Consider the following 25,499-nt stretch of genomic DNA (forward strand, 5'->3'; position numbering starts at 1 on the left):
TTGACCGAGCTGTCTCACTAGGGGGTTCCGATGTCTGTCTCCAGCGTCTCTTCCACCTCGCAGATCGCCACCGCGATCACGGCCCTGCGCGCCGCGGGGGAACGGGGCGACGCGGATGCCGTCATACCGCTGCTGGCAGCCGACGTCGTTTTTCACTCCCCGATGACGGATCTCGTCCGGTTCGAGGGCAAGGACGAGGTTGCGGCGCTGTACCGCGACATCTTCGCCGTCCTCGAGGACATCGACACCACCGAACCGCTGGCACTCGGCGACACTCGATCGTTCTCATTTCGCGCACGCGTCCGCGGGGTAGAACTCGAAGCCATGAATCTGGTGCGCTTCAACGAACAGGGACAGATCGCTGAAATGACGGTCTTCATCCGTCCGCTCCCGGGCCTTGCAACGCTGTTCGCGGCGCTCCCGCCCCGGGTCTCTGCGCGGCGTCGTGGCCGTGCGAGAGCCGCGCTCGCGACAGTGCTCGCCCGGCCTCTTGCCTTCGCGGTTCGCACCGCCGATCGCTTTGTGCCCGCATTCCTGTAGCCCCCTTAGGGGCGCGGCCTCATTCGCGGGCTCTGCGCACCGACTTGGCGAGCTTGCGTAGCGCGTCGTCGAGCTGCTGGCGGCAACTCTCGGCCAGCTCGGCCTCCTGCTGATAGAGCAGGCCGTAGGTGAACGTGTCCTCGCCCGCGACGTGAGCGGCGTTGGCTTGTTGATTCAGGTGCTCGCGGCTGACCACGCTGTCCTGGTGATCACCGAGCAGCGTCTGGATGGCCTTGGCCTGCTTGGACACGTCGTCGGCGCCGGTGGCCGCCGCGGTGTAGCGAAGTCGCTTGGCGCGCTTGCGGATCCGGTGCAGTGCCTCGTCGCGGTGATGCTCGAACTCCTGGTCGGTCTGATCGACTTGGTCCAGTTCGGCCGCAGTGTTGGCCGCCTTGCGGACCTTCTTGTAGGCGCGCTCGATGGTTATCGCATGTGATTCCTCACCGGACGCGGGCGCCGGGACCTCGGCCACCATTGCGTCGAGGGCGTCGAGCAGACGGAAGTATCGCTGCGAGCGCATCGCGATCAACGATCGCCGCAGCCCCGTCTGGTAGCGGCGGCGGGCGCCCTCGACCAGACGTTCCCAAATGGGCCCGCGCACCAGCTCCGGCGCCAACCGGTTCAGCTCCTGCTCGTAGCGTTGCCCGAGCACCTCGGCGTCGCGCGCCACGCCCAAGACACCGGCCAGCTCGCGCAGTTCGTCGAGGATCCAGGCGCCGTCGGACAACCCGAAGGACTCCGGCGATTCCCGCAGCAGGCTGCGGATCTTGCGGGTGGTCACCCGCATCTGGTGCACGGCGTCGTCGACGTCGGCGCGGACGGCGCGGTCCCACGCCAACAGCTCGTCAACCTGCTCGGCCACCGCGCGGTGCACCGGGTCGTCGGGCGGCGGGCTGCCGTTGGCCGGCAACGTCGCGCCGAGCACCCGCGCCAACTTCGAACCGTGACCGGCCGGCGCGGCACCCGCGTCGAGCAACCGATTGCTCAGCCGGCTCAACAACGCGGCGTCGGCGGCACCATTCCCGGCGACGAGTTCGAGTTCCCACTCGCGCCACTCCTGTTCGGCGGGGACCGAGCCGGCATCCGCGGCGGCACCGCCCGACCAGGCCGTGACGTGGTCGTTGCTGAACTCCGCCAGCGCGGTGCCGTCGACGCTGTACAAGAGCTGGCTTTCCCGCTGGGTGGCGATGCGCGCGACCGGCTCGGTCGGGCGGTCGCGAACGATCGCGAGCACAACGTCGAGCAACTCGCTCGGCACGCTGTCTTCGGCCGTCGGGTCCGATGTGCCCAGCGGCGCCCGGATCTCGGTGCGCGCATCGGGCCCGGCCGGCAACTTCAGGTGCCAGCCCGCGTCGTGCCCACCGGTGCGGCGCCGCAGCGTGATCTTGTGGCGGGCCAGGTCGTGCGACGGCGTGTCGAAGTACACCGCATCCAGGGATTGGGTCGGCGATTTCTGGACGTGAGCCACCGCCGCGATGCCCTCGAACGATGGCGACACCGTGGATTCGACGACGTCGAACTTGCGCTCCACCTCCAGATAGCGGGAGGTGTTTTGCGCTTCTGCAGGCATTTTCGGCTCCGTTGCGCGGTGCTGCGCTCTCAAAGGTCGCCGGCGATCGCGGCCGGGCACACACAGATTGCCACACCGCGGTGCCGCGCTTCAGCAGCCCTAAGGGCGGAGGTGCATCGCCAGGCCGTTGAGCTGACGAATCGCTTGGATTTCGTCGTCCTGAAAGGGCCGTCCATCGGGTTGAAGCAGATCATGAAACCAGACATCCGGAATCGCCGGATACGGGTGATCCCACGAGTCCCAGGGGAAGTAGGTCTGAGTCTTCCCCGCGACGAGTCCCCAATTGATTGCACCAACCTTGTAGCGCTTGGCAATTGGCAGGATCTCCGCAACGGTGCTGCCCAGGGGCCGGGCCAGATACTCCGTGCAGAGGATCGGTCGGTCCCCTGAGGCCAGATCGTCGATCCGCCTCTCGAAGTCCGCCGGTCCGCCGTAGGAGTGGAATGTGAGTATGTCGGAGTTGTCGAGCTGGATCCGGCTGATGGCGCTGGTACTTCCGGCGTCCGGCCACTCGCCCTGCCAGACGGCACTCGTCAGCGGTTGAATGGGATCAACCGAACGTGCCCACGCGAAAACCTGCGGAAGCAAGTCCGCGACCAGCTGCAGTTTGTCCGACCTCTCGACGGACGCATAGTGGCGCGAGGGATTGTCGGGCTCATTCCACAGGTCCCAACCCAAAACCCGGTCGTCATTGCGGAATTGGGTCAGCACGCCAGTCACGTAGGCGCGCAGCTTATCGAGGTAGCCGCGGTCGCCGAGTCGTTCGGCGCCCGGGCTTTGCACCCAGCCCGAGTTATGGACGCCGGGCGTCGGGGCGCGCTGCGGGCCCGCTTTAGGGGACGGGTCCCAGCAGGAGTCGAGCAAGACGAAGAGCGGTTTGATGCCGCGGTCGGCCGCGATGGCGACGAACTGGGCCAGCCGGCCCTGGAACCCGCGCTGATCCTCGGCCCAGAGCTGGTCGTGGAGGAACACCCGCACGGTGTTGAATCCGGCGGCCCGGGCCCAGCCCAATTCGACATAGATGCGCAGGGGGTTGAAGGTGTCGGACTGGAACATCTCCAGCTGGTTGACGGCGTTCGACGTGACGTAGTTAGCGCCGACGAGCCAGCCTTGGGCTCGATACCAGTGGTCGGCGCGGTCGGTTGACCACCGGCTCGAGTCCGGCGGGTCGAAGGGCGGTTGCGCGGCGGCGCGAGGCGCTCGCGCCAGGGCGGTGCCTCCTGCCAGTAGCAGCGGCAACTTCAAGACCGTTCGGCGGTGCACGAAGCCACCACGATTGCCGACTATATGTTCAACCCCCCGCCCACGGAGTCGCGATGTATATAAAAGAAATCCTACCACCGTTGTAACACAACGATTTTCGGCAGAAGCTGTCGTGGCGGGTTCGACCGTTGAAGCTGGCAGAAAATCCGGGGCGGCCAGCCGACGTTAGAAGCAGTGTTCGTCGGCCGGGAAAACCCCGCCCGCAACTTCTTGGGCGTATTGCGTTGCAGCCCGGCGTAATTCGGTGCCCACGTCGGCGAACCGCTTGACGAAGCGGGCGGTCTTGCCGCCGCTCATCCCGGCCATGTCCTGCCAGACCAGGACCTGCGCGTCGCAGTTGGGGCCGGCGCCGATCCCGATCGTCGGGATGGTCAGCTTGCCGGTGATCTGGGTAGCCAACTCTGCCGGCACCATCTCCATCACGACGGAGAACGCTCCGGCTTCCGCGACGGCGATCGCATCCGCGATGGTTTGTTCCGCGCCGTCACCGCGGCCCTGCACCCGGAAACCGCCGAGGCTGTTGACGCTTTGCGGGGTGAAACCGACGTGCGCCATCACCGGGATGCCCGCCGCGGTCAGGCAGGCGATCTGTTCGGCTACCCGCTCGCCGCCCTCGAGCTTGACGGCGTGCGCGCCGGCCTCCTTCATGAACCGCGTGGCGGTGGCCAGGGCGGCGTTGGGCCCGGCTTCGTAGCTGCCGAACGGCAGGTCGGCCACGACCAGCGCGTGCTGCGCCCCCCGGACGACGCCGCGAACCAGCGGGATCAGTTCGTCGACGGAGACGGGCACCGTGGTGTCGTAGCCGTACACGACGTTGGCGGCGGAATCCCCGACCAGCAGAACCGGGATGCCGGCCTCGTCGAAGATGCGGGCGGTCGAGTAGTCGTAGGCCGTGAGCATGGCCCACTTGTGGCCCTCGGCCTTCATTTTCTGCAGGTGATGAGTGCGGATTTTGGTCGGCGGCTTGGGGTCGGCGGCCGAGTTTGCGGATGAGTTTGCACCGTAAACGTTCTGCTCAGACATCGTTGTCCCTGGTAGTGGTCGGTCGATCCTCGTGGCCCCGCAGGGTCCCCGGGTTCGCTTGACGGTGCCATTCTGCCATCTCGGCTGCGCAATTGCACCGCCGCGGCAGTGTGAGACATACCATTCAGGCCATGCAGCGGCTCAGCGGACTCGACGCCAGTTTCTTGTACTTGGAGACCCCATCTCAGCCCATGCACGTTTGCTCGATCGTCGACCTGGACACCTCGACGATGCCCGGCGGCTACACCTTCGACCGGCTGCGCGACGCGCTGTCGCTGCGCCTGAAAGCGATGCCGCAGTTCCGCGAAAAGCTCGCCAATAGTCCGTTGAACCTGGATCACCCGGTGTGGGTGGATGACGAGAACTTCGACGTCGACCGCCACCTGCACCGGATCGGGTTGCCACCACCGGGCGGGCGCGACGAAATGTCGCAAATCTGCGGGCACATCGCGTCGCTGCCGCTGGACCGGCAGCGGCCGCTGTGGGAAATGTGGGTCATCGAAGGCGTGGCGGGCACCGATTGCCATCGCGACGGCCGCGTGGCCGTGATGACGAAGGTGCACCACTCCGGGGTCGATGGCGTGACGGGCGCCAACCTGATGTCGCAGCTGTGCGCCACCGAAGCCGACGCGGCGCCGCCGGATCCGGTGGACGGGGTCGGGAGTGCCAGCGCCTGGCAGATCGCCGCGGGCGGCTTGTACCGGTTCGCCACGCGGCCGTTGCGTTTGGCCAATGCGGTGCCCGACACGGTGGGATCGCTCGTCTCGACGCTGCGCAAGGCCAGCCAGGGTCAGACCATGGCGCGTCCCTTCGCCGCGCCGCGGACCGTCTTCAACGCCCGGATCAATGGCCGGCGCAACATCGCTTACGCCACATTGGATCTCGACGACATCAAGAAGGTAAAGAACCGTTTCGGCGTCAAGGTCAACGACGTGGTGTTGGCGTTGGTTTCCGGGGTGCTTCGGCAATACCTGGCCGAGCGCGACGACCTCCCCGACGCGTCCCTGGTGGCGATGGTGCCGGTCTCGGTGCACGGCAAGTCCGATCGCCCTGGCCGCAACAAGGTTTCGGGCATGTTTGCCAGTCTGCACACCCAGATCGGCGACCCGGTGCAGCGGCTGAAGGCCATCGCCGAAGCGAATTCGGTTGCCAAGCAACATAGTTCGGCTATCGGTGCTTCCCTGTTGCAGGATTGGTCGCAGTTCGCGGCGCCTGCGGTGTTCGGCGTGGCGATGCGGCTCTATGCCAGTTCCCGGCTGACCGAGAGCATGCCGGTGCACAACCTCGTCGTCTCCAACGTGCCGGGTCCGCAGGTTCCGCTGTACCTGCTCGGCTGCGCCGTCAAGGCGATGTACCCGTTGGGGCCGATCTTTCACAGCTCGGGTCTCAACATCACCGTGATGTCGTTGTGCGGAAATTTGGACGTCGGGCTGATCTCCTGCCCGGAGTTACTACCCGACTTGTGGGAGATGGCCGACGAGTTCGCGGTGGGGATGGAAGAGCTGCTCGAGGCCGCCGGGTAGCGGGCCGATATCCGGCCGCTGATCAGGCACTCGGTGCTGCTCTGGCAGCATATGTTGGCATGGGTTCGTCTCGCCGCGACATGATCGCGCGCTTGCTGCTGATCTGGACGGCGATTGCTGCCGTGGCGCTGCTCCTCGCGGGGTGTGTCCGCGTCGTGGGCGGGCATCCGCTCATGGCCGGGCGAAAGTTGGGCCAGCCGATCGAATGGACGCCGTGCCGTTCGTCGAACCCGAAAGCCAAGATCCCCAGTGGCGCGCTGTGCGGCAAGCTGGCCGTGCCGGTCGACTACAACGATCCCAACGGCGACTTGGCGACCCTGGCGATGATTCGCTTTCCCGCGACGGGGGACAAGCTCGCGTCGCTGGTGATCAACCCCGGCGGCCCGGGCGAGTCGGGCATCGAGGCCGCCCTGGGCCTCGTCCAGACGCTGCCGAAGCGGGTGCGCGAGCGGTTCGACCTGATCGGGTTCGATCCACGCGGGGTGGGCTCGTCGCGACCGGCGCTGTGGTGCAACTCCGACGCCGACAACGACCGGCTGCGCACGGAACCGAACGTCGACTACAGCCCGGCGGGCGTGGCGCACATCGAGGACGAGACCAAGCAGTTCGTCGGCCGGTGCGTGGACAAGATGGGCAAGAGCTTCCTGGCGAACGTCGGCACCGTCAACGTCGCGAAGGATCTGGACGCCATCCGCAAGGCGGTGGGGGACGACAAGCTGACCTACCTCGGATACTCCTACGGCACCCGGATCGGCTCCGCCTACGCCGAGGCCTTCCCGCAGAACGTGCGGGCGATGATCCTCGACGGCGCCGTCGACCCCAACGCCGACCAGATCGAGGCGGACCTGCGTCAGGCCAAGGGATTTCAGGACGCGTTCAACGCGTTCGCCGCGGACTGCGCCAAGCAGCCGACCTGCCCGCTGGGCATCGACCCGGCCAAGGCCGTCGACGTCTACCACAGCCTGATCGACCCGATGGTCGACCCGAACAACCAGCTGATCGGCAGGCCGATCCCCACCAACGACCCGCGCGGGCTGAGCTACAGCGACGCCATCGTGGGCACGATCATGGCGCTGTACTCGCCGACGCTGTGGCATCACCTGACCGACGGCCTGACCGAACTGGTCAACCACCACGGTGACACCCTGCTCGCGCTGGCCGACATGTACATGCGCCGCGACCCGCACGGGCACTACACCAATGCCACCGACGCGCGCGTGGCGATCAATTGCGTTGACCAACCGCCAATTGCGGACCGCGCCAAGGTGATCGACGAAGACCGCCGCTCCCGCGAGATCGCCCCGTTCATGAGCTACGGGAAGTTCACCGGCGACGCGCCGCTGGGAACGTGCGCGTTCTGGCCGGTGCCCCCCACCACCAAGCCGCACACCGTCACGGCGCCCGGCCTGGCGCCGACCGTGGTGGTGTCGACCACCCACGATCCGGCGACGCCGTACAAGGCCGGCGTCGATCTGGCGAACGAGCTGCGCGGCTCGCTGCTGACGTACGACGGAACCCAGCACACGGTGGTCTTCCAGGGCGACAGCTGCATCGACGACTACGTGACGGCGTATCTGATCGGAGGCGCCACGCCGCCCAGCGGCGCGAAATGCTGACGCCTGCGAGGTCGCGCCGAGCGTGTACTCAGCGCGAGAATCCGGCGGATTATTCGCACTGAGTACACGTTCGGCGACAAAAGGTCCTGAGATCAAGGCGTGACCGTTTCGCGCTGCGACGGGTATTCGTGGATGCAACGATGACAGCCATGTCGCGCCGCAGACCATTGAGCTCGGCGCTGTTGTCGTTGGGGCTGCTGGTCGCGGGGCAATCCGCGCTGCCGGTGGCCGGCGCGACGCCGGAACCCGGTGCGGGACAGACGCCGAGCCCGGCACCGCCGCCGGTCGCCGCGGCCGCGCCGGGCTGGGGCGGTTGCGAGCAGTTCGACGTGGACAGCAGCGATGTCCCCACCGCCAAGTGCACGACCGTGTCGGTCCCGGTCGACTACGCCAATCCCGGTGGGGCGCAAGCGAAGCTGGCGGTGATCCGGGTGCCCGCGACCGGCCAGCGCATCGGGTCGCTGTTGATCAATCCCGGCGGGCCGGGCGCGTCGGCGGTGGACATGGTCGCGGCGATGGCATCCGACCTGCAAGGCACCGACATCACCCGCGATTTCGACCTGGTGGGGTTTGACCCTCGAGGGGTGGGTCACTCAACCCCGGCGCTGCGCTGCCGCACCGACAGCGAGTTCGACGCCTTCCGGACCGAACCGATGGTTGATTACAGCCCGGCCGGCGTCGCGCACATCGAACAGCTCAACCGGCAGCTGGCCCAACAGTGTGCGACCCGGATGGGCAACGGTTTCCTGGCCAACATCGGCACCGCGTCCGTGGCCCGCGACATGGACATGGTTCGACAGGCGCTGGGTGAGAATCAGATCAACTACCTCGGCTACAGCTACGGCACCGAACTCGGCACCGCGTACCTCGAGAAGTTCGGTGACCACGTGCGCACGATGGTGCTCGACGGCGCCATCGACCCGACCGTCGGGCCGGTCCAGGAGAACGTCAACCAAATGGCGGGATTCCAAACCGCTTTCAACGATTACGCCGCGGACTGCGCCCGTTCGAAGGCCTGCCCCTTGGGCACCGACCCGGCCCAATTCGTGAACCGGTACCACGCGCTGGTCGATCCGCTGGTCGCCAAGCCCGGCCACACGTCGGATCCGCGTGGCCTGAGCTACGCCGACGCGACCACCGGCACCATCAATGCGCTGTACACCCCGCAGCACTGGAAGTACCTCACCAGCGGTCTGCTCGGGCTGCAGCGCGGCACCGATGCGGACGACCTGCTCGCCCTCGCCGACGATTACGAAGGCCGTGATAAAAACGGCCACTACAACAACGACCAGGACGTGTTCAACGCGGTCCGATGCGTCGACGCGCCCACGCCGACGGACACCGCGAGCTGGGTATCCGCCGACCAACAGATCCGCCGGGCCGCCCCGTTCCTGAGCTACGGACAGTTCACCGGCAACGCCCCCCGCGACCTGTGCGCGCTGTGGCCGGTGCCGGCGACGTCGACGCCGCACAGTGCGCCGCGGGTCGGGCCGGGCAAGGCCGTCGTGGTCTCGACCACCCACGACCCCGCCACGCCGTATCAGGCCGGGGTAAATCTCGCCGGCCAGCTGGGCGCCCCGCTGATCACATACGACGGAACTCAGCACACCGCGGTCTTCAACGGCGACCAGTGTGTCGATACCGCGGTGACGCGCTATTTCGTCGCGGGGACGGTCCCGCCCGCATCGCTGCGGTGCAAGTCCTAGGGCCGGCTCCCAGCCGCCCCGCGGCACCCCGTCTGAGCAGTCCGCAATGGTTCTGAGCGGGCATCGGTAACACGGATTTAACAGCTGTTGCCTACTGTTCGGAGTATGGATCGACAGAAGGAATTCGTCCTCCGCACGCTGGAGGAACGGGACATCCGCTTTGTGCGGCTCTGGTTCACTGACGTGCTCGGTTACCTGAAGTCGGTCGCCATCGCCCCGGCGGAACTCGAGGGCGCCTTCGAGGAGGGCATCGGCTTCGACGGATCATCGATCGAGGGCTTCTCGCGCGTCTCGGAATCCGACACCGTGGCCAACCCGGATCCGTCCACCTTCCAGGTGCTGCCCTGGGCCACCCCCTCCGGACATCACCACTCGGCGCGGATGTTCTGCGACATCACGATGCCCGACGGTTCGCCATCCTGGGCGGACCCGCGGCACGTGCTGCGGCGCCAGCTGCAGAAGGCCAACGATCTGGGCTTCTCCTGCTACGTGCATCCCGAGATCGAGTTCTTCCTGCTGGAGCCGGGTCCCAACGACGGGTCGCGGCCCATCCCCGTCGACAATGCCGGCTACTTCGACCAGGCGGTGCACGACTCCGCGTCCAACTTCCGCCGCGAAGCCATCGACGCCCTCGAATTCATGGGCATCTCGGTGGAGTTCAGCCACCACGAAGGTGCGCCCGGCCAGCAGGAGATCGACCTGCGCTTCGCCGACGCGCTCTCGATGGCCGACAACGTCATGACCTTCCGCTACGTCATCAAAGAAGTCGCGATCGAAAACGGTGCGCGGGCCTCGTTCATGCCCAAGCCTTTCGCGGAACACCCCGGCTCGGCCATGCACACCCACATGAGCCTGTTCGAGGGGGACGTCAACGCCTTCCACAGCGCCGACGATCCCCTGCAGCTGTCGGACGTGGGCAAGTCGTTCATCGCCGGAATCCTCGAGCACGCCTCCGAGATCAGTGCGGTCACCAACCAATGGGTCAACTCCTACAAGCGGCTGGTGGTCGGCGGTGAGGCGCCCACCGCGGCGTCGTGGGGCGCGGCCAACCGGTCGGCCCTGGTGCGGGTGCCGATGTACACGCCGCACAAGACGTCGTCGCGACGGGTCGAGGTGCGCAGCCCCGACTCGGCGTGCAATCCGTATCTGACGTTCGCCGTGCTGCTGGCCGCCGGGCTGCGCGGGGTGGAGAAGGGCTACGTGCTGGGGCCGCAGGCGGAGGACAACGTGTGGGACCTCACGCCGGAGGAACGCCGCGCGATGGGCTACCGCGAGCTGCCCACCAGCCTCGACAGCGCCCTTAAAAGCATGGAGGCCTCCGAGCTCGTCGCGGAAGCGTTGGGGGAGCACGTGTTTGACTTCTTCCTGCGCAACAAGCGCACGGAGTGGGCGAACTACCGCAGTCACGTCACGCCGTACGAGTTGAGCACCTACCTGTCGCTGTAGCTCACGGGGTCGCCCGGTCGGCCCGAGCGATCGCCGGCTTGCGCTACCGTCTTGATCGTGACCAAACCCGCGACGCAGCGCCCGCGGCTGCCCAGCGTCGGACGGCTCGGGTTGGTCGATCCCGCGGCGGGTGAACGTCTGGAACGGCTCGGCTGGTACGACCACGACGACCAGGCGCACATCGACCGATTGTGGGCGTTGTCGCGCGCGCCGGACCCCGATGCCGTGCTGCGCGCCCTGGTCCGGATGTCGGAGCACCCCGATGCGGGCTGGGACGAGCTGAACGCCGCGCTGCTCACCGAGCGCCCGCTTCGCGGGCGCCTTTTCGCCGTCCTGGGTTCGTCGCTGGCCCTGGGGGATCACCTCGCGATCCATCCGCGGTCCTGGAAGCTGCTGCGGGGCAAGGACAAACTGCCCACCCGCGACGAGCTGCACCGGGCGTTCGTGGAGTGCGCCGACGAGGCGTTGGGTGAGCCGGGTTCCGCGGTTTCGCGATTGCGCACCCTCTACCGCGATCAGCTGCTGGTGCTGGCGGCGCTCGACGTGGCCGCGACCGTCGAGGACGAGCCGGTGCTGCCGTTCCCCGTCGTCGGCGCGCAGCTGGCGGACCTCGCCGATGCGGCGCTGGCGGCCGCGCTGCGGGTGGCCGAGGCAACCGTGTGCGGCGACCGCACGCCACCGCGGCTGAGCGTCATCGCGATGGGCAAATGCGGTGCACGCGAACTGAACTACGTCAGCGACGTCGACGTCATCTTCGTCGCCGAGAACGCGGACACGCTGAGCACCCGGGTGGCCAGCGAGATGATGCGGGTGGCCTCCGATGCGTTCTTCACCGTCGATGCTGGGCTGCGGCCCGAGGGCCGCAGCGGCGAACTGGTCCGCACCGTCGAGTCGCACCTCGCCTACTACCAGCGTTGGGCGAAGACCTGGGAGTTCCAGGCGCTGCTGAAAGCCCGGGCCGCGGTGGGCGACCCCGAACTAGCCGAGCGCTACCTGACCGCGCTGACGCCCATGGTCTGGGTTGCCTGCGAGCGCGAGGATTTCGTGGTCGAAGTGCAGGCCATGCGGCGGCGGGTGGAGCAGCTGGTGCCCTCCGATGTCCGCGCCCGCGAGCTCAAGCTCGGGAGCGGCGGATTGCGCGACGTGGAGTTCGCCGTGCAGCTGCTGCAGCTGGTGCACGGCCGCAACGACGAATCGCTGCGCGTGGCTTCCACGGTCGACGCCTTGGCCGCACTGGGCGACGGCGGCTACGTCGGGCGCGAGGACGCGGCCAACCTGACCGCCTCCTATGAATTTCTGCGCCTGCTCGAGCACCGGCTGCAGCTGCAACGGCTCAAGCGCACCCATCTGCTGCCCGAGGTCGACGACGAGGAGGCGGTGCGCTGGCTGGCCCGCGCGGCGCACATCCGCCCGGACGGCCGCCACGACGCCGCGGGGGTGCTGCGCGAGGAGCTCAAGCACCAGAACGTGCGGGTGTCGCAGCTACACGCCAAGCTCTTCTATCAGCCGCTGCTGGAGTCGGTCGGGCCGGCCGGCCTGGAGATCTCGCACGGCATGACGCCGGAGGCCGCGGAGCGCCAGCTGGCCGCGCTGGGCTACGAGGGACCGCAGACCGCGCTGAAGCACATGTCGGCGTTGGTCAACCAGAGCGGCCGACGCGGCCGGGTGCAGTCGGTGCTGCTGCCCCGGCTGCTGAACTGGATGTCGTACGCGCCCGACCCCGACGGCGGGTTGTTGGCCTACCGCCGCCTGTCCGACGCGCTGGCCGCCGAGACTTGGTACCTGTCCACGCTGCGGGACAAGCCCGCGGTGGCCAGGCGGCTCATGCATGTGCTGGGAACGTCCGCGTATGTGCCCGACCTGCTGATGCGTGCCCCGCGAGTGATCCAGGAATACAGCGACGGGCCGGCCGGCCCGAAACTGCTCGAGACCGACGCCGACACCGTGGCCCGCGCGCTGGTCGCCTCGGCGGCGCGTCACCCCGACCCGGTGCGGGCGATCGCCGCCGCGCGTTCGCTGCGCCGCCGGGAGCTGGCCCGCATCGGTTCCGCGGACTTGCTCGGCCTGCTCGATGTCATCGACGTGTGCAAGGGCCTCACGTCGGTCTGGGTGGCCGTGCTGCAGGCCGCGTTGGACGCGATGATCAAGGCCAACCTCCCCGACGACGGCTCCCAGAAAGGAAAGGCGCCAGCGGCCATCGCGGTGATCGGGATGGGCCGGCTGGGCGGTGCCGAGCTGGGTTATGGGTCGGATGCCGACGTGATGTTCGTCTGCGAACCGGCCGACGGTGTCGAGGATTCCGAGGCCGTGAAATGGTCGACGTCAGTCGCCGAGCAGATCCGGGCGCTGCTGGGGACCCCCAGCGTCGACCCGCCGCTGGAAGTCGATGCCAACCTGCGGCCCGAGGGCCGCAACGGCCCGCTGGTCCGCACGTTGGGGTCGTATGCCGCCTATTACGAGCAGTGGGCGCAGCCGTGGGAAATCCAGGCGCTGCTTCGCGCGCACGCCGTCGCCGGCGACGCGGACCTGGGCCAGCGCTTCATGCTGATGGCCGACCGGACGCGGTATCCGTCCGACGGGGTGTCGGCCGAGGCGGTGCGGGAGATCCGCCGCATCAAGGCCCGGGTGGACTCCGAGCGGCTGCCCCGCGGCGCCGATCCCAACACGCACACCAAGCTGGGCCGCGGGGGACTGGCCGACATCGAATGGACGGTGCAGCTGCTCCAACTGCAGCACGCGCACGAGGTTCCGGCGCTGCACAACACCTCGACGCTGGAATCCCTGGACGCCGCCGCGGCGGCCGATCTGATGCCCGAGGAGGATGTGGAGCTGCTGCGCCACGCCTGGCTGACCGCGACCCGGGCCCGCAACGCGCTGGTGCTGGTCCGCGGCAAGCCCACCGACCAGTTGCCCGGGCCCGGACGCCAGCTCAACGCGGTCGCGGTCGCCGCGGGCTGGGGAACCGACGACGGCAGTGAGTTCCTGGACAACTACCTGAGGGTGACGAGGCGCGCAAAAGCCGTGGTACGCAAGGTGTTCGGGAGTTGAGCGAGGCCGGTGCGTTCGGGGGCAACTTCGACGCGATGTTCGAGGTGCTCAGCGCGGCGGAGGCCGACCGGGTGACGGGCCTGTACGCGCCGCTGGCCGACGCCGTGCGCGAACTCGTCGACGCCACCATCCGGACCGAGGCCGACGACGACGTCGTCGCCAGCGCGCGGACCGCGATCGAGGCCGTCACCCGGTCGCTGCGGCAACGAACGCGAGCGGTCGGCGTGAGCTACCGCGTCGAGGATCGCCCGCTGCCCTTGGGTAACGCCGCCGTCGGCGTGTGCAACCCGATCGCGCCGCCGATCGTCGTCCGTCACGACGGCAACGGGCGCTGCTGGAGCGAGTTCGTCCTCGGGTCCGCGTACGAGGGTCCGCCCGGCCGGGTGCACGGCGGCGTCAGCGCCCTGGTGCTCGACCACATGCTCGGCGAGGCGGCCAGCGACGGCTTGTCCAAGGCGCGTTTCACCGGAACCATCACCGTCAAGTACCTGCGCGGCACGCCGCTGGGCCCGCTTCGCTGCGACGCGTGGATCGACCGCAGCGAGGGCGTCAAAGTCTTTGCGCGCGGCACCATTTCGGACGCGGAAGGGGTAACCGTGGAGGCCGAAGGCATCTTCATCGAACCGGCGTGGGCACGGGGAACCGAATGAAGTTCTATATCAGCAGTGCCTTTTTGAACACCCGGGAGATCGTCGAGATCGCCAAGGCCGCCGACGAACTCGGCTACGACGGCATCGGCATCCCCGACCACGTCGTCAACCTGGAGACCCTGGAGACCCCGTACCCGTACACCAAAGACGGCCAACGGCGTTGGCAGCCCTTCACCGACTGGCCCGATCCATGGGTCCTCGTCGGAGCGCTGGCGCAGGTCACCAACCGGCTGCGGTTCGTCACCACCGTGTACATCCCCGCGATGCGCAATCCGTACTCGGCGGCGAAAGCCATTGGCACGGCGGCGGTTTTAGCGGCCGGGCGGGTGGAGCTCGGCATCGGGGTCGGCTGGTGCAAAGAGGAATTCGCTTTGATGGGTGAGCAGTTCGCCGCCCGAGGCAAACGCACCGACGAAATCATCGATCTGATGCGGGCGCTGTGGCAGCCGGGCTGGACCGAGTTCGAGGGTCAGTTCTACCCGACACCGCGACTGGAGATGCAGCCCACGCCACCGCCGATACCGGTCTATGTTGGCGGGCTCAGCGAGGCGGCGTTGCGCCGCGCCGCCCGCAACGACGGCTGGATCGGGGACCTGATCAAGACCGATCGCGCCATCGAGGCGGTGGGCCGGCTGCGCGAACTGCGGCTCGAAAACGGCTTGTCCCTGGACGATTTCACCATCCTGACGCCGCTCACCGACGCATTCACCACCGCCGACTACCGGCGCGCCGCCGATGCCGGTATCACCGGCATCATCACCATGCCGTGGATGTTTTACGCCGGCCCGGACGCGACCCTGGCCGACAAGATCGACGGGATGCAACGTTTCCGTAAGGATTTGGCGCTGGACGGCTAGACGCGAAGTTTCGACCACGCCATACTCGGACCCATGTCATTCACGGTGGTGTTCAAAAACGGTGTGCCGCGGGACTATGGCGTGTTCGACAGCTTCGAGATCACCGACGCGGGCGTCTTGCTGATCCGCATGCAGCGCCAGGATGTCAGCAGGCACTATGTAGCTCCCGGCGGTTGGCTAGAGGTCGTCGAGATGGCCGAAGGACAGCCCGTCAAAATGTCACGCGGGATAATGGGTTGCCAAAACCCCTAATTACCTTGCGCCACAACCTAGTCGGTGTCGTCCAAGGACGGTCGGAGGAAACATGAAATACCGAAGCGGTGCCGCGACGATCGCCGTGGGCTTGGTCGTGGCGGGGTGTAGCAGTTCGCCGAACTCGAACACGGCCACGACTACGACGGCGTCCAAGACGGCCACGGCGTCAGTGTCACAGGCTACGACGACCGCGAACACGGGCGGGGATCTGAAATCGCTGATACCCACACCTGCCAACGCGACGAGGACCGACGGTCCCGACTCGATACACGACAACGGCATCCATCTGCATTTCTTCGTCAATGGATCGCCGCGCGATGTGATGAGTGTGTACAAGGCTGCGCTAGAAGGCATGCAGTGGTCAGTGTCCGTCCAGAGTGCGGGTGGCAGCGGCGGAGGCGGTGGCGCGAGCATGACCGGCATCAACGGCAACAACTACGGCGTGTTCACCGGCGGTGGCTACGGTGGCACCACCGACGTCGACGCCTGCGCATGGCCATCACAGCCCACCAACACCGACTGCGGCCGCGGCGGCCGGTAATCTGAGGAGACGGAATCCCGACCATCGGCGTGGTCCAGATCAGTTCCGGAAAACAAAAGTGCGACACTGGTTGAAGTAGCGGTAAAACCGCCGCTACCCGTCCGCACCACAACTCTCGGTGGTAGCAGCCCTCCCAGCCGGTGCGGTTCCCGGAAGGTCACACGATGAAAGCACTCGGGATTGCGGTGGCAGCCGTCCTGGCGTTCGCCCCGTTCTCGGTGATAACGACCGCGCCAGGTGTGGCGCTGGCGGCACCGTGTGCCGGCGCCGGGGCTGACCCCGGACGCTGCCAGTACTGCCAGTTTTTGGTTGGCGCGTACCACACGTCGAACGGGGGTGTGTGCAGCGAGGACCCGGCGCCCCGCCCGGCCCAGGCGCCGCCGAGCAGGGTGCCGGTCCCGCTTCCCGCGGCCCCGGCGCCGCCCGTGCCGGTGAATGTGCCGGCCGTGCCTACCCCGGAGGTCGTTCCGCCAAGTCCGCCGTCCCCGACCACGGTTGCCGTGCAGACCCCGAAGATCCCGCCCAACACCGGCGTGCCGGGAGGCGCGGCGGTGGTGACACCGCCCAAGGGGCTGGACGCGTCGCCGCAGGCGATCGCCGCCGCCAAGAATGCCCCGGCGACCAGGGTCAATCCCGGTACCGCGCACCAGATGCAACAGCTGGTGGACTTCAATCGGCAGGTGCAAAACGTGGTCAACGCCCACGGCGGCAACGTTGACGTCGTCAAGGCCGACAACCAGACGCTGGCGCGCCCCCGGCACTGGGACTACCTCGACTACGACAGCTACCACCGCCCGAGCCTGTACAACCCGCTCAACCAGGCGATGACCTTCCGTTTCACCTACAACGGCGCCGCCCGGGAGGCGTACGTGCCGGCCGGCGGCCGCGTCGTGCTCGACATCGCCACCGCGGGCCTGTTCCCGTTCACCGCGGTCGGCGACAGCTATGTCGCGTCGGGCAGTTTCTACGGCGGGGCCTGGATACCACCGGACGGCTGGGGCGGTCCGCCGCCGGCGAGCTACACGCCCCCGGCGCCGGAGGCGTACCAGGACGTCTCGGTAGCGGTCCCCGCCGCCGCCCAGACCGTGCAGGTCGGCCAGGTGGGGCTGGTAGGGCACGACGCCAGCCAACCCGCGGGCAGCCAGGACACCTTCCTGCTCGACGACACCACGTTGGCCTGGGGTCAGATCAACGATCCTGGCAGCAGCGCCCAGATCAAGGTGACCAAGACCCAGTCAGTGCCGGGCGTCGGTCCGACCGACAACGGCAGCTATCTGGTGGCGCTGACCGCTCAACACGATGCCCCCGCCCAGCCCAGCGAACCGTGGTGGCCCATTCCGCTGCGGTTCGGGGGCTTCGCGTTGGTCGTGGGCCTCGTCGCCTGGGTGATCAATCGCCGCAGGCGCAACGCGGAGCCGACCGCCGGCCCCTAGGGAAGAAGGGCCAGGACCGATGAACCTCGACGACGACTCCGTGACCACGCTGGAGGATCTCCGGGGAGATCTGGCGCAACGGTACAAGCGGACACCGACCGGCGGGAGCTCGGTCGACGGCTCGATCGCCGATGCCGACATGGCCGCACTCGAGCGCGACGGCTACGTCATCTGGGAGAAGCTGCTCAGTGCCGAGCAGTGCGCACAGATCCGGGAGGTCGTGCGCCCGTGGCTCGGGCACACCGGACGCAACTCGTTCGAGGGCCGTCGCACCCAGCGCATCTACAGCGTGCTGAGCAGGACCCGGGCATGCGATCGTCTCGTCGATCATCCCCGGGTGCTCGCCGTGCTCGACCGGCTGCTGATGCCCAACTACCTGCTTTCGGCCTTGCAGGCCATCAACATTCAGCCCGGCGAGGCCGCGCAGCTGGCTCACCATGACGACGGCTTCTACCCGATTCCGCGGCCACGGGAACCGCTGGCGGCGGCGACGATTTGGGCGATCGACGATTTCACCGCCGACAATGGCGCGACGGTCCTGTACCCCGGCAGCCACCGCTGGGGTAAGCGCCGGCCCGGCCCGCGCGATCACGCGCTACCGGTCGTCATGCCCGCGGGGTCGTGCGTCTTTTTCGTGGGCACCCTGTGGCACGGCGGGGGCGCCAACAACAGTGATCGGGAGCGCCTCGCGGTCACCGCGCAGTACTGCCAACCGTGGCTGCGGCCGATGGAGGCCTTCACGTTGTCCATATCGCGCGAAATCGCTCGCAACGTATCCGATGACATTCGGCGCATGCTGGGCTACAGCATCCACCCGCCCTTCGTCGGCGCGGTCGACGGTCTGCACCCGCTTCGCCTGTTAGAACAGGACCCTTAGGCCCGGTCAGAAAAGGAAGAACCGATGACGAGGGCAATATTGCGCGTGTTGGCGGCAGCGGCGATAGCGCTGGCACCCCTCTGCAGTCCACCCGCCCAAGCGCACGCCGGCGACCCCTGTGACGGCATCACCGATCCCGTTGCCCATCAGGATTGCATCAACGACTTCATCAACAGACGCGAACAGACCCAGTGCGATGCGAGCCCCAATCACGGCCAGCTGGGCCAACTTTGCGGCTAGCAGGGTTCGTGCCAGATCACGGACACCAAGGCGGGATCGGGCAGAACTTGAGGCCCGGTGGTGCCGGCGGCGGTGGTGGCGGACTGTCGCCCTCGAAAATGTTTTGAGCAACATTTCCCTGCCCAGGCGTGACATACCAGTAGGTGTGGCAGACGTTGTTGTCCCAAATAACTGGGTTCACGCGCTGATTTCCGGTGTGCACCGGTGCCATCCCGGGGCACCAGCGGCATGGCCCCGCGGGGTGGTCATCGGGGCAGCCCGGCCAGGCATGGTTGTCCAGCGGCACAGGGCCAGGCTTGGCCTGGGCGGTGCCAGCGCCCATCCCCACCACGCCCGCGACGCCGCCCCACAGCAGCACGGTCGTTGATAGGCCGACGATGGCTCGCCTCACAAACCTGGGATTATTCTCCGCGCCGGTCTTCATGGTGGTCCCTTTGCTTCGTATCGGCCCGTAGTCGGACTCGAAGCAAGTGAACACCGCCCGCGCTGCTACCGATCCCAAGCTCTCGCGCACCCCTGACCCGTGGCTGGGCCGCGGGTCAGGGGGCTGGGTGGGCTCAAACGTCTTTAGACGTCGTAGTACAGCGCGAACTCGTAGGGATGCGGCCGGACGTTGACCGGGTCGATCTCCTGCTCGCGCTTGAAGCTGATCCACGTCTCGATCAGGTCCGGCGTGAAGACGCCTCCCTCGGTGAGGTATTCGTGGTCGGCCTCGAGACGGTCGATCACCGCGGACAACTGGGTCGGGGCCTGCGGGATGTTGGCGGCCTCTTCCGGCGGCAGCTCGTAGAGGTCCTTGTCGACCGGTGCCTGCGGCTCGATCTTGTTCTTGATGCCGTCCAGGCCTGCCATCAGCATCGCTGAGAACGCCAGGTACGGGTTGCCCGACGAGTCCGGGCAACGGAACTCGAGGCGCTTGGCCTTCGGGTTGCTGCCGGTGATCGGGATACGCACGCATGCCGACCGGTTGCGCTGGCTGTACACCAGGTTGATCGGGGCCTCGTAGCCGGGAACCAGCCGCTTGTAGGAGTTCACCGTCGGGTTGGTGAACGCCAGCAGTGACGGCGCGTGGTGCAGCAGGCCGCCGATGTAGTGGCGGGCCGTGTCCGACAGACCGGCATACCCGGTCTCGTCGTACATCAGCGGGGTGCCGTCCTTCCACAGCGACTGGTGGGTGTGCATGCCGGAGCCGTTGTCGCCGAACAGCGGCTTGGGCATGAACGTCACGGTCTTGCCGTTCTGCCACGCCGTGTTCTTGACGATGTACTTGTACAGCTGCATGTCGTCGGCGGCGTGCAGCAGCGTGTTGAACTGGTAGTTGATCTCGGCCTGGCCGCCGGAGCCCACCTCGTGGTGGCCCTTCTCCAAGATGAAACCGGCGTTGATCAGGTGGGTGAGCATCTTGTCGCGCAGGTCGACGTAGTGGTCGTTGGGCGCGACTGGGAAGTAGCCGCCCTTGTGGCGGACCTTGTAGCCGCGGTTGGGTCCGCCGTCGGCCTCGGTCGCGGCGGCGGTGTTCCACCAGCCAGAGATCGCGTCCACCTCGTAGAACGAGCCGTTGGCCCGCGAGTCGAAGCTCACCGAGTCGAAGATGTAGAACTCGGCCTCGGCGCCGAAGTACGCGGTGTCGGCGACGCCGGTGCTGATCAGATAGTTCTCGGCCTTGCGGGCGATGTTGCGGGGGTCGCGCGAGTACGGCTCGAGCGTGAACGGGTCGTGCACGAAGAAGTTCAGGTTCAGCGTCTTGGCTTCGCGGAACGGGTCGATGACGGCGGTACCCGCATCCGGAACCAGCAGCATGTCGGACTCGTGGATCGACTGGAACCCGCGAATCGACGAACCGTCGAAGGCGACGCCCTCCTCGAAGAGTTTCTCGTCGAATGCCGACGCCGGAATCGTGAAGTGCTGCATGATGCCCGGCAGGTCACAGAACCGTACGTCGATGTATTCGACCTTCTCGTCCTTGGCGAGCTTGAAGACGTCGTCGGGCGTCTTTTCCGTCACTGAATGCTCCTTTACCTTGGTAATCCGCGGCCTGACGCTATGGAGACGATATTGCTCACCCGTCAACCACGTGTTGCGCGGAGGTTACGTGACCACGCGTCCCACGACAGAGAGCGGAGCACCGGTCGGGTTCTATTGTGGGGCCCATGGACCGCAAGATCGTAACTGGTCTCGCCCCGGAGCGCAGCGTTGGGCCGTCCCCTTTTCCGACCGAGACGGCGGGCCGATGACGGCGGGGACACCGGGATCGCGCCCGGCCTATCCCGGCGAGGCGCTCGGGCTGCCCGAACGCGGGCCGGGATCGCTGGCGCCGATGGGACGTCGGTTGGTGGCGCTGCTCATCGACTGGCTGATCTCCTACGGCCTGGCGGCCCTGGCGATGGGTTTCGGTGTCATCTCCACGGAGATGTTGGCGACCTCGGTGCTGGTCGTGTGGTGGGTGCTGGGCGTGGTCGCCGTCCGCCTGTTCGGTTTCACACCCGGACAGTTGGTGCTGGGGCTGGGCGTGGTGGCGCTCGACGGACGGCTCGGGCTGGGCCGGCTGGCGGTGCGCGGGCTGCTCGTCGGGCTGGTGGTCCCGCCGTTGTTCACCGACTGGGACGGGCGCGGGCTGCAGGATCGACTGACCGGCACGGCCGTCGTACGTCGCTGAATTGGATGTTGGCCGCTACTTGCGGCGCACGGTGCGCTGCACGCCGCGCATCTTGCCGGCGTTCGGCAGTGGCCCCTTCGGCATGACGGCGGCACCGGCCCGCGTTCCCAGCGCGGCCAACCGCGACTCCAGGTTGTCCATCTGTTTGACGGTGATGTTGGCCGGAAGCCGGGTCAGGTGGCGCTCCAGCTTGCCCAGCGGAATCTCGCCGTCGCCGGTGCCGACGATGATGTCGTAGATCGGCACGTCGCCGACCAGCCGAGCGGTGCGCTTTTTCTCCTGGGCCACGAGCGGTTTGACCCGGGCCGCCGCTCCCTCGCCGACCAAGATGACGCCGGGCCGGCCGAGAACCCGGTGCACGGCGTCGAAGTGACCCGTCGCGGCGACGCCCGGGGTCACTCGCCACTTGCCGCGCAGATTGTCCAGTACCCACGCCGCGGCGCCGGTCTGACCTTCGGCTTTGCGGTAGATCGACCGCTGCGCGCGGCGGCTGAAGATGATGAAGGTGACCAAGCCGCCCAGCACGACGCCGAGCAGGATCAGGCTGATCATGGTGAAGCCGCCGACCAGGATGCCCGCCGCCACCGACGCGCCCACGATCAGCACGAACGCGCCGATCATGTACGGCAGCAGGCGCTTGTCCTCTTTGCGCTGAATGTTGAACGCCTGCCACAACTGGGCCCGGCGCTCCCGCGCGGCCGCTTTGCGCGCGGCCTGCGCCTGCGCCCTGGCGGCCTTGTTCTCGGCGGCAGTGCGGGGTTTAGCCATAGTCACCAAGGATACGTACGTGCGGAGCCGGCTAGCGTGCCGAGGCGCCCGAGGCCCGGGTGCGTGCGGCCTGCTCGTAGAGCCGGCCCGCCCGGTACGACGACCGCACCAGCGGCCCGGCCAGTACCCCGGAGAATCCCAGGCCCTCGGCGTGCCCGGCGAACTCGACGAACTCCTCGGGCCGCACCCAGCGCTCGACCGGATGGTGACGCGTCGACGGCCGCAGGTACTGGGTGATGGTGACGATGTCGCAGCCGGCGTCACGCAGGTCGGCAAGGGCGGTGCGCACCTCGTCGGGTGTTTCGCCGAGGCCGAGGATGAGGTTGCTCTTGGTGACCAGGCCGGCATCGCGCGCCGTGGTGATCACCGAAAGGCTGCGCTGGTAAGTGAAGGCGGGCCGAATCCGTTTGAAGATTCGGGGCACGGTTTCGACGTTGTGCGCCAACACTTCTGGGCGCGACGCGAAGACCTCCGCGAGTCGCGCGGGCTCGCCGTTGAAGTCCGGGATCAACAGCTCGACGCCGGTCGACGGGTTGAGTTCCTTGATGGCGCGCACGGTCTCGGCGTAGAGCCACGCCCCGCCGTCGTCCAGGTCGTCACGGGCGACACCGGTGACGGTTGCGTAGCGCAGCCCCATGGTGTGCACGCTTTCCGCGACCCGGCGGGGCTCGTCGCGGTCCAGCGGCGCGGGCTTTCCGGTGTCGATCTGGCAAAAGTCACACCGGCGGGTGCACTGGTCACCGCCGATCAGGAACGTGGCCTCGCGGTCCTCCCAGCATTCGAAGATGTTGGGGCAGCCGGCCTCTTCGCAGACCGTGTGCAGGCCCTCCCGCCGGACCAGGCTCTTCAGCTCGGTGTACTCCGGCCCCATCCGGGCCCGGGTCTTGATCCACGGCGGTTTGCGCTCGATCGGGGTCTGCGCGTTGCGCACTTCGAGGCGCAGCAACTTGCGCCCTTCGGGCGCCACAGAGTTAGGCGAGCTCACTATGTCGATGCTACGCGGGCGGGGGTCGGTCGCCAGGTAAGGGCGAGGCGCCCGTCCAGCGCGTGGCAGACGGCTTCGGCGACCGCGGCACGGACGTCGTCGACGGTGATCGTGCGTCCGAGTTCGGCCGACAATGACGTCACCCCGGCATCGCTGATGCCGCACGGCACGATGGCCTTGAACGCGTTCAGATCGCAATCGCAGTTGAGCGCGAACCCGTGCAGGGTGGTCGCGCGCGCCACCCGTACCCCGATCGCGGCGACCTTGCGTGCGGGCCGGCCGGCGCCGGCGGGCACCCACACCCCGGACCTGCCCTCGATTCGGTTCGTGTCCAGACCGAGGTTGCCGCACACCATGATGAGCGATTCCTCAAGGCGCCGAACGTAATTGACGACGTCGAGTGGTTCGGCCAGCCTGATGATCGGGTAGCCGACCAACTGTCCCGGGCCATGCCAGGTGATCTTGCCGCCGCGGTCGGTATCTATGACATCTGCGACGCGAGCGTCGCTGACCGGTCGTTCATGTGGTTCGGTGCGCCGCCCGGCGGTGTAGACGGACGGGTGCTCGAGCAGCAGCAGCGTGTCCGGCCCGCCGGCGACCCTGGCGTCGGCCAGGTCGCGCTGCAGTTGCCACGCGGTCCGGTAGTCGACCGTGCCCAGCTGGCGGACGTCGATCGCGGTCGGAGTCGACCGGATGGAATCCATCACGCTCGTGACGGTACTCGGACCCGGTGCGGTTTGCGACGCGACGGTCGGGTGATGCGGTTCAATCGCGCTCACGCCGGGCGGTGGCGTAGCCGAGCGCTTCGCCGATGGTGTTGTGGTGGAACTGGAAACCGGCGCGCTCCAGCGCGGACGGGATGGCCCGCTGGCCGATCAGCAGTCCCTCGTCGGCGAATTCGCCGAGCGCGGCCCGCACCGCGAAACCGGGCAACTGCAACGGTGTTGGGCGGTTGACCGCGCGACCGAAGGCGGTAGTGAATTCGGCGTTGGTGACGGGCGCCGGCCCGGTCATGTTCACCGGGCCGGACAGGGTCGGGTTTGAGAGTGCGAACAGCAGCGCCCGCACCTCGTCCTCGAGGCTGATCCACGACATGTATTGGCGGCCGCTGCCCAGCCGGGCGCCGAGCCCGGCCGAAAACAGGGGCCGCATCCGGCGCAGCGCACCGCCCGCGCGGGCCAGCACCAGGCCGGTGCGGGCCAGCACGACCCGGACCCCGCCGTATTGGGCCGGCAGCGTGGCGGCCTCCCAGTCTTCGCACAGCTGGGCCAGGAAACCCCTTCCGGCACGGTCGTTTTCGTCGACCACTCGGTCTTTGGTGTCGCCGTAGAAACCGACCGCGCTGGCGTTGATCAGCGTTTCGACCCCGGCGTCGACCACCGCGTTTGCCAGCACCTCGGTGGGGGCGATCCGGCTGTCGCGCAGGCTCTGCTTGAAGGCGCCTGACCACCGACGCTGGCCGACGTTGACGCCGCAGAGGTTGACGACGGCGTCGACGTTGGTCAGGGCGTCGACGTCGAACTCGCCGCTTTCCGGATTCCAGTGCAGTTCCTCGGAATTCGCCGGTGTCCGGCGCACGATGCGCAGCACCGTGTGATCGGCCGCACGCAGTGCCGCCGCCAGGGCCGAGCCGATCAGGCCGGAAGAACCCGCTATCGCGATGACGGCGTGATGACCAGCGCGGGACACGTCGTCACAACCCGAGGTCTGCCTCGAACGCTCCCTCTTCGAGCCGGTGTTTGATCGTGGTGAGGAAACGTCCGGCATCCGCGCCGTCGATCAGCCGGTGGTCATAGGTCAACGGGAGATAGCACACCGAGCGCACGCCGATCGACTCGTTGCCGCTTTCGTCGACGACCACCCGCGGCCGCTTGACGATGGCGCCGGTGCCCAGCATGGCGGCCTGCGGCGGGACCAGGATCGGGGTGTCGAATAAGGCGCCCTGGCTGCCGATGTTCGTGATCGTGAAGGTGCCACCGGACAACTCGTCGGGTTTCAGGTTGCTCGACCGGGCGCGCGCGGCGATGTCGGCGATCGCCCGCGCCAGTCCGGCCAGGGACAGGTCACCGGCGTTGTGGATCACGGGGGAGAGCAGACCCTGATCGGTGTCGACGGCGAAGCCCAAATGCTCGGCGTCGTAATAGGTGATCTCCTTGGTGTCCTCGTTGTAGCTGGCGTTGATGTTGGGGTGAATCTTCAGCGCATCGATCACGGCCTTGGCGATGAACGGCAGGAAGGTCAGGTTCACCCCCTCGCGCTCGGCGAACGCGGCCTTGGCCCTGGCCCGCAACCCGACGATCCTGGTCATGTCGACCTCGTGGGTCTGCGTGAGTTGCGCTGTGGCCTGCAGAGATTCGCGGGTCTTGGCGGCGGTGAGCTGGCGGATCCGGCTGGCCTTTTGCGTAGTGCCGCGCAGGTGTGCCAGCGTGGGCGCCGGGGTGGGTGCGGCCGGCGCGGCCGGTACGGCGGCGGGGGCGGCCGCGGCCGCCCCCGCCGCCGTAC

24 protein-coding genes are annotated in these 25,499 nt (G+C 67.7%); 14 read left to right on the top strand and 10 right to left on the bottom strand.

Annotation, left to right across the window (positions count from 1 at the left end):
• The first annotated feature begins 30 nt into the window (after nt 1-30).
• Nucleotides 31-540: a nuclear transport factor 2 family protein gene (locus tag ACQI5H_RS14160; RefSeq protein WP_427079976.1), complete on the top strand. Its 510-nt coding sequence runs from the start codon at nt 31-33 to the stop codon at nt 538-540.
• Between the two features lie 19 nt (nt 541-559).
• On the opposite strand, the gene ACQI5H_RS14165 is transcribed toward ACQI5H_RS14160, so the two are convergent.
• From ACQI5H_RS14165 to panB, 3 genes are all read right to left on the bottom strand, one after another.
• A complete protein-coding gene (locus ACQI5H_RS14165; protein ID WP_427079977.1) occupies nt 560-2,110 on the bottom strand; it encodes a CHAD domain-containing protein in 1,551 nt (516 codons plus the stop codon).
• Nucleotides 2,111-2,209: 99 nt separating this feature from the next.
• A complete protein-coding gene (locus tag ACQI5H_RS14170; RefSeq protein WP_427079978.1) occupies nt 2,210-3,373 on the bottom strand; it encodes a 1,4-beta-xylanase in 1,164 nt (387 codons plus the stop codon).
• Nucleotides 3,374-3,538: 165 nt separating this feature from the next.
• Nucleotides 3,539-4,396, bottom strand: coding sequence for a 3-methyl-2-oxobutanoate hydroxymethyltransferase (gene panB / locus ACQI5H_RS14175; RefSeq protein WP_427079979.1), 858 nt, complete (start codon nt 4,394-4,396; stop codon nt 3,539-3,541).
• Between the two features lie 131 nt (nt 4,397-4,527).
• On the opposite strand from panB, the gene ACQI5H_RS14180 reads away from it, so the two are divergent.
• The 12 genes from ACQI5H_RS14180 to ACQI5H_RS14235 all read left to right on the top strand — a co-directional run bounded on the left by ACQI5H_RS14180 (nt 4,528) and on the right by ACQI5H_RS14235 (nt 18,588).
• A complete protein-coding gene (locus ACQI5H_RS14180) occupies nt 4,528-5,919 on the top strand; it encodes a WS/DGAT/MGAT family O-acyltransferase (RefSeq protein WP_427079980.1) in 1,392 nt (463 codons plus the stop codon).
• 59 nt (nt 5,920-5,978) lie between these two features.
• Complete coding sequence (locus ACQI5H_RS14185) at nt 5,979-7,535, top strand: alpha/beta hydrolase (RefSeq protein ID WP_427079981.1); 1,557 nt, start codon at nt 5,979-5,981, stop codon at nt 7,533-7,535.
• A gap of 140 nt (nt 7,536-7,675) precedes the next feature.
• Nucleotides 7,676-9,241, top strand: a complete 1,566-nt coding sequence (locus ACQI5H_RS14190; protein WP_427079982.1) for an alpha/beta hydrolase — start codon at nt 7,676-7,678, stop codon at nt 9,239-9,241.
• Nucleotides 9,242-9,346: 105 nt separating this feature from the next.
• Nucleotides 9,347-10,687 (top strand): type I glutamate--ammonia ligase, encoded by a 1,341-nt coding sequence (gene glnA, locus ACQI5H_RS14195; RefSeq protein ID WP_076062263.1) that lies wholly within the window; start codon nt 9,347-9,349, stop codon nt 10,685-10,687.
• A gap of 51 nt (nt 10,688-10,738) precedes the next feature.
• On the top strand, nt 10,739-13,735 hold the full coding sequence (locus tag ACQI5H_RS14200) for a bifunctional [glutamine synthetase] adenylyltransferase/[glutamine synthetase]-adenylyl-L-tyrosine phosphorylase (RefSeq protein ID WP_427079983.1): 2,997 nt from the start codon (nt 10,739-10,741) through the stop codon (nt 13,733-13,735).
• A gap of 35 nt (nt 13,736-13,770) precedes the next feature.
• The gene (locus tag ACQI5H_RS14205; RefSeq protein WP_427080012.1) at nt 13,771-14,385 is read left to right on the top strand and encodes a PaaI family thioesterase; all 615 of its coding nucleotides are present in this window, start codon (nt 13,771-13,773) and stop codon (nt 14,383-14,385) included.
• A complete protein-coding gene (locus ACQI5H_RS14210) occupies nt 14,382-15,242 on the top strand; it encodes a TIGR03619 family F420-dependent LLM class oxidoreductase (RefSeq protein WP_427079984.1) in 861 nt (286 codons plus the stop codon). The genes ACQI5H_RS14205 and ACQI5H_RS14210 overlap by 4 nt, the downstream gene beginning before the upstream one ends.
• A 33-nt stretch (nt 15,243-15,275) precedes the next feature.
• On the top strand, nt 15,276-15,494 hold the full coding sequence (locus tag ACQI5H_RS14215; protein ID WP_076062269.1) for a hypothetical protein: 219 nt from the start codon (nt 15,276-15,278) through the stop codon (nt 15,492-15,494).
• 52 nt (nt 15,495-15,546) lie between these two features.
• A complete protein-coding gene (locus ACQI5H_RS14220) occupies nt 15,547-16,038 on the top strand; it encodes a hypothetical protein (protein WP_427079985.1) in 492 nt (163 codons plus the stop codon).
• Between the two features lie 164 nt (nt 16,039-16,202).
• On the top strand, nt 16,203-17,471 hold the full coding sequence (locus ACQI5H_RS14225; protein ID WP_427079986.1) for a hypothetical protein: 1,269 nt from the start codon (nt 16,203-16,205) through the stop codon (nt 17,469-17,471).
• 19 nt (nt 17,472-17,490) lie between these two features.
• Nucleotides 17,491-18,348 (top strand): phytanoyl-CoA dioxygenase family protein, encoded by an 858-nt coding sequence (locus ACQI5H_RS14230; protein ID WP_427079987.1) that lies wholly within the window; start codon nt 17,491-17,493, stop codon nt 18,346-18,348.
• Between the two features lie 24 nt (nt 18,349-18,372).
• On the top strand, nt 18,373-18,588 hold the full coding sequence (locus ACQI5H_RS14235) for a hypothetical protein (protein WP_427079988.1): 216 nt from the start codon (nt 18,373-18,375) through the stop codon (nt 18,586-18,588).
• A gap of 16 nt (nt 18,589-18,604) precedes the next feature.
• On the opposite strand, the gene ACQI5H_RS14240 is transcribed toward ACQI5H_RS14235, so the two are convergent.
• Both ACQI5H_RS14240 and glnA (ACQI5H_RS14245) read right to left on the bottom strand, forming a co-directional pair.
• On the bottom strand, nt 18,605-19,012 hold the full coding sequence (locus ACQI5H_RS14240; RefSeq protein ID WP_427079989.1) for a hypothetical protein: 408 nt from the start codon (nt 19,010-19,012) through the stop codon (nt 18,605-18,607).
• 143 nt (nt 19,013-19,155) lie between these two features.
• On the bottom strand, nt 19,156-20,592 hold the full coding sequence (gene glnA, locus ACQI5H_RS14245; protein ID WP_427079990.1) for a type I glutamate--ammonia ligase: 1,437 nt from the start codon (nt 20,590-20,592) through the stop codon (nt 19,156-19,158).
• Nucleotides 20,593-20,818: 226 nt separating this feature from the next.
• On the opposite strand from glnA (ACQI5H_RS14245), the gene ACQI5H_RS14250 reads away from it, so the two are divergent.
• A complete protein-coding gene (locus ACQI5H_RS14250; RefSeq protein WP_427079991.1) occupies nt 20,819-21,244 on the top strand; it encodes an RDD family protein in 426 nt (141 codons plus the stop codon).
• Nucleotides 21,245-21,259: 15 nt separating this feature from the next.
• Here the strand turns inward: ACQI5H_RS14250 and ACQI5H_RS14255 are convergent, their stop codons facing one another.
• The 5 genes from ACQI5H_RS14255 to sucB all read right to left on the bottom strand — a co-directional run.
• On the bottom strand, nt 21,260-22,012 hold the full coding sequence (locus tag ACQI5H_RS14255; protein ID WP_427079992.1) for a DUF4191 domain-containing protein: 753 nt from the start codon (nt 22,010-22,012) through the stop codon (nt 21,260-21,262).
• Between the two features lie 31 nt (nt 22,013-22,043).
• Nucleotides 22,044-22,997, bottom strand: a complete 954-nt coding sequence (gene lipA, locus ACQI5H_RS14260) for a lipoyl synthase (protein ID WP_427079993.1) — start codon at nt 22,995-22,997, stop codon at nt 22,044-22,046.
• Nucleotides 22,997-23,701 carry a lipoyl(octanoyl) transferase LipB gene (gene lipB / locus ACQI5H_RS14265; RefSeq protein ID WP_427080013.1) on the bottom strand — a complete coding sequence of 235 codons (705 nt, stop codon included), beginning with the start codon at nt 23,699-23,701 and terminating at the stop codon, nt 22,997-22,999. The genes lipA and lipB overlap by 1 nt, the downstream gene beginning before the upstream one ends.
• Nucleotides 23,702-23,762: 61 nt before the next feature.
• Nucleotides 23,763-24,686 carry a TIGR01777 family oxidoreductase gene (locus ACQI5H_RS14270; protein WP_427079994.1) on the bottom strand — a complete coding sequence of 308 codons (924 nt, stop codon included), beginning with the start codon at nt 24,684-24,686 and terminating at the stop codon, nt 23,763-23,765.
• A 4-nt stretch (nt 24,687-24,690) separates the two neighbouring features.
• Nucleotides 24,691-25,499, bottom strand: an 809-nt coding sequence (gene sucB / locus ACQI5H_RS14275; protein WP_427079995.1) for a 2-oxoglutarate dehydrogenase, E2 component, dihydrolipoamide succinyltransferase, incomplete at its 5' end; no start/stop codon positions are given.

Source organism: Mycobacterium heidelbergense (assembly GCF_050205645.1).
In the GTDB taxonomy this organism is placed as follows: Bacteria; Actinomycetota; Actinomycetes; order Mycobacteriales; family Mycobacteriaceae; genus Mycobacterium; species Mycobacterium heidelbergense_A.

Excerpts from the sequence above, each read along its gene's own strand:
- ACQI5H_RS14160 (WP_427079976.1), top strand. The coding sequence starts at position 31 with ATGTCTGTCTCCAGCGTCTCTTCCACCTCGCAGATCGCCACCGCGATC.
- ACQI5H_RS14165 (WP_427079977.1), bottom strand. The coding sequence starts at position 2,110 with ATGCCTGCAGAAGCGCAAAACACCTCCCGCTATCTGGAGGTGGAGCGC.
- panB (WP_427079979.1), bottom strand. The coding sequence starts at position 4,396 with ATGTCTGAGCAGAACGTTTACGGTGCAAACTCATCCGCAAACTCGGCC.
- ACQI5H_RS14180 (WP_427079980.1), top strand. The coding sequence starts at position 4,528 with ATGCAGCGGCTCAGCGGACTCGACGCCAGTTTCTTGTACTTGGAGACC.
- ACQI5H_RS14185 (WP_427079981.1), top strand. The coding sequence starts at position 5,979 with ATGGGTTCGTCTCGCCGCGACATGATCGCGCGCTTGCTGCTGATCTGG.
- ACQI5H_RS14190 (WP_427079982.1), top strand. The coding sequence starts at position 7,676 with ATGACAGCCATGTCGCGCCGCAGACCATTGAGCTCGGCGCTGTTGTCG.
- glnA (WP_076062263.1), top strand. The coding sequence starts at position 9,347 with ATGGATCGACAGAAGGAATTCGTCCTCCGCACGCTGGAGGAACGGGAC.
- ACQI5H_RS14205 (WP_427080012.1), top strand. The coding sequence starts at position 13,771 with ATGTTCGAGGTGCTCAGCGCGGCGGAGGCCGACCGGGTGACGGGCCTG.
- ACQI5H_RS14210 (WP_427079984.1), top strand. The coding sequence starts at position 14,382 with ATGAAGTTCTATATCAGCAGTGCCTTTTTGAACACCCGGGAGATCGTC.
- ACQI5H_RS14215 (WP_076062269.1), top strand. The coding sequence starts at position 15,276 with ATGTCATTCACGGTGGTGTTCAAAAACGGTGTGCCGCGGGACTATGGC.
- ACQI5H_RS14220 (WP_427079985.1), top strand. The coding sequence starts at position 15,547 with ATGAAATACCGAAGCGGTGCCGCGACGATCGCCGTGGGCTTGGTCGTG.
- ACQI5H_RS14225 (WP_427079986.1), top strand. The coding sequence starts at position 16,203 with ATGAAAGCACTCGGGATTGCGGTGGCAGCCGTCCTGGCGTTCGCCCCG.
- ACQI5H_RS14230 (WP_427079987.1), top strand. The coding sequence starts at position 17,491 with ATGAACCTCGACGACGACTCCGTGACCACGCTGGAGGATCTCCGGGGA.
- ACQI5H_RS14235 (WP_427079988.1), top strand. The coding sequence starts at position 18,373 with ATGACGAGGGCAATATTGCGCGTGTTGGCGGCAGCGGCGATAGCGCTG.
- ACQI5H_RS14240 (WP_427079989.1), bottom strand. The coding sequence starts at position 19,012 with ATGAAGACCGGCGCGGAGAATAATCCCAGGTTTGTGAGGCGAGCCATC.
- ACQI5H_RS14250 (WP_427079991.1), top strand. The coding sequence starts at position 20,819 with ATGACGGCGGGGACACCGGGATCGCGCCCGGCCTATCCCGGCGAGGCG.
- ACQI5H_RS14255 (WP_427079992.1), bottom strand. The coding sequence starts at position 22,012 with ATGGCTAAACCCCGCACTGCCGCCGAGAACAAGGCCGCCAGGGCGCAG.
- lipB (WP_427080013.1), bottom strand. The coding sequence starts at position 23,701 with ATGGATTCCATCCGGTCGACTCCGACCGCGATCGACGTCCGCCAGCTG.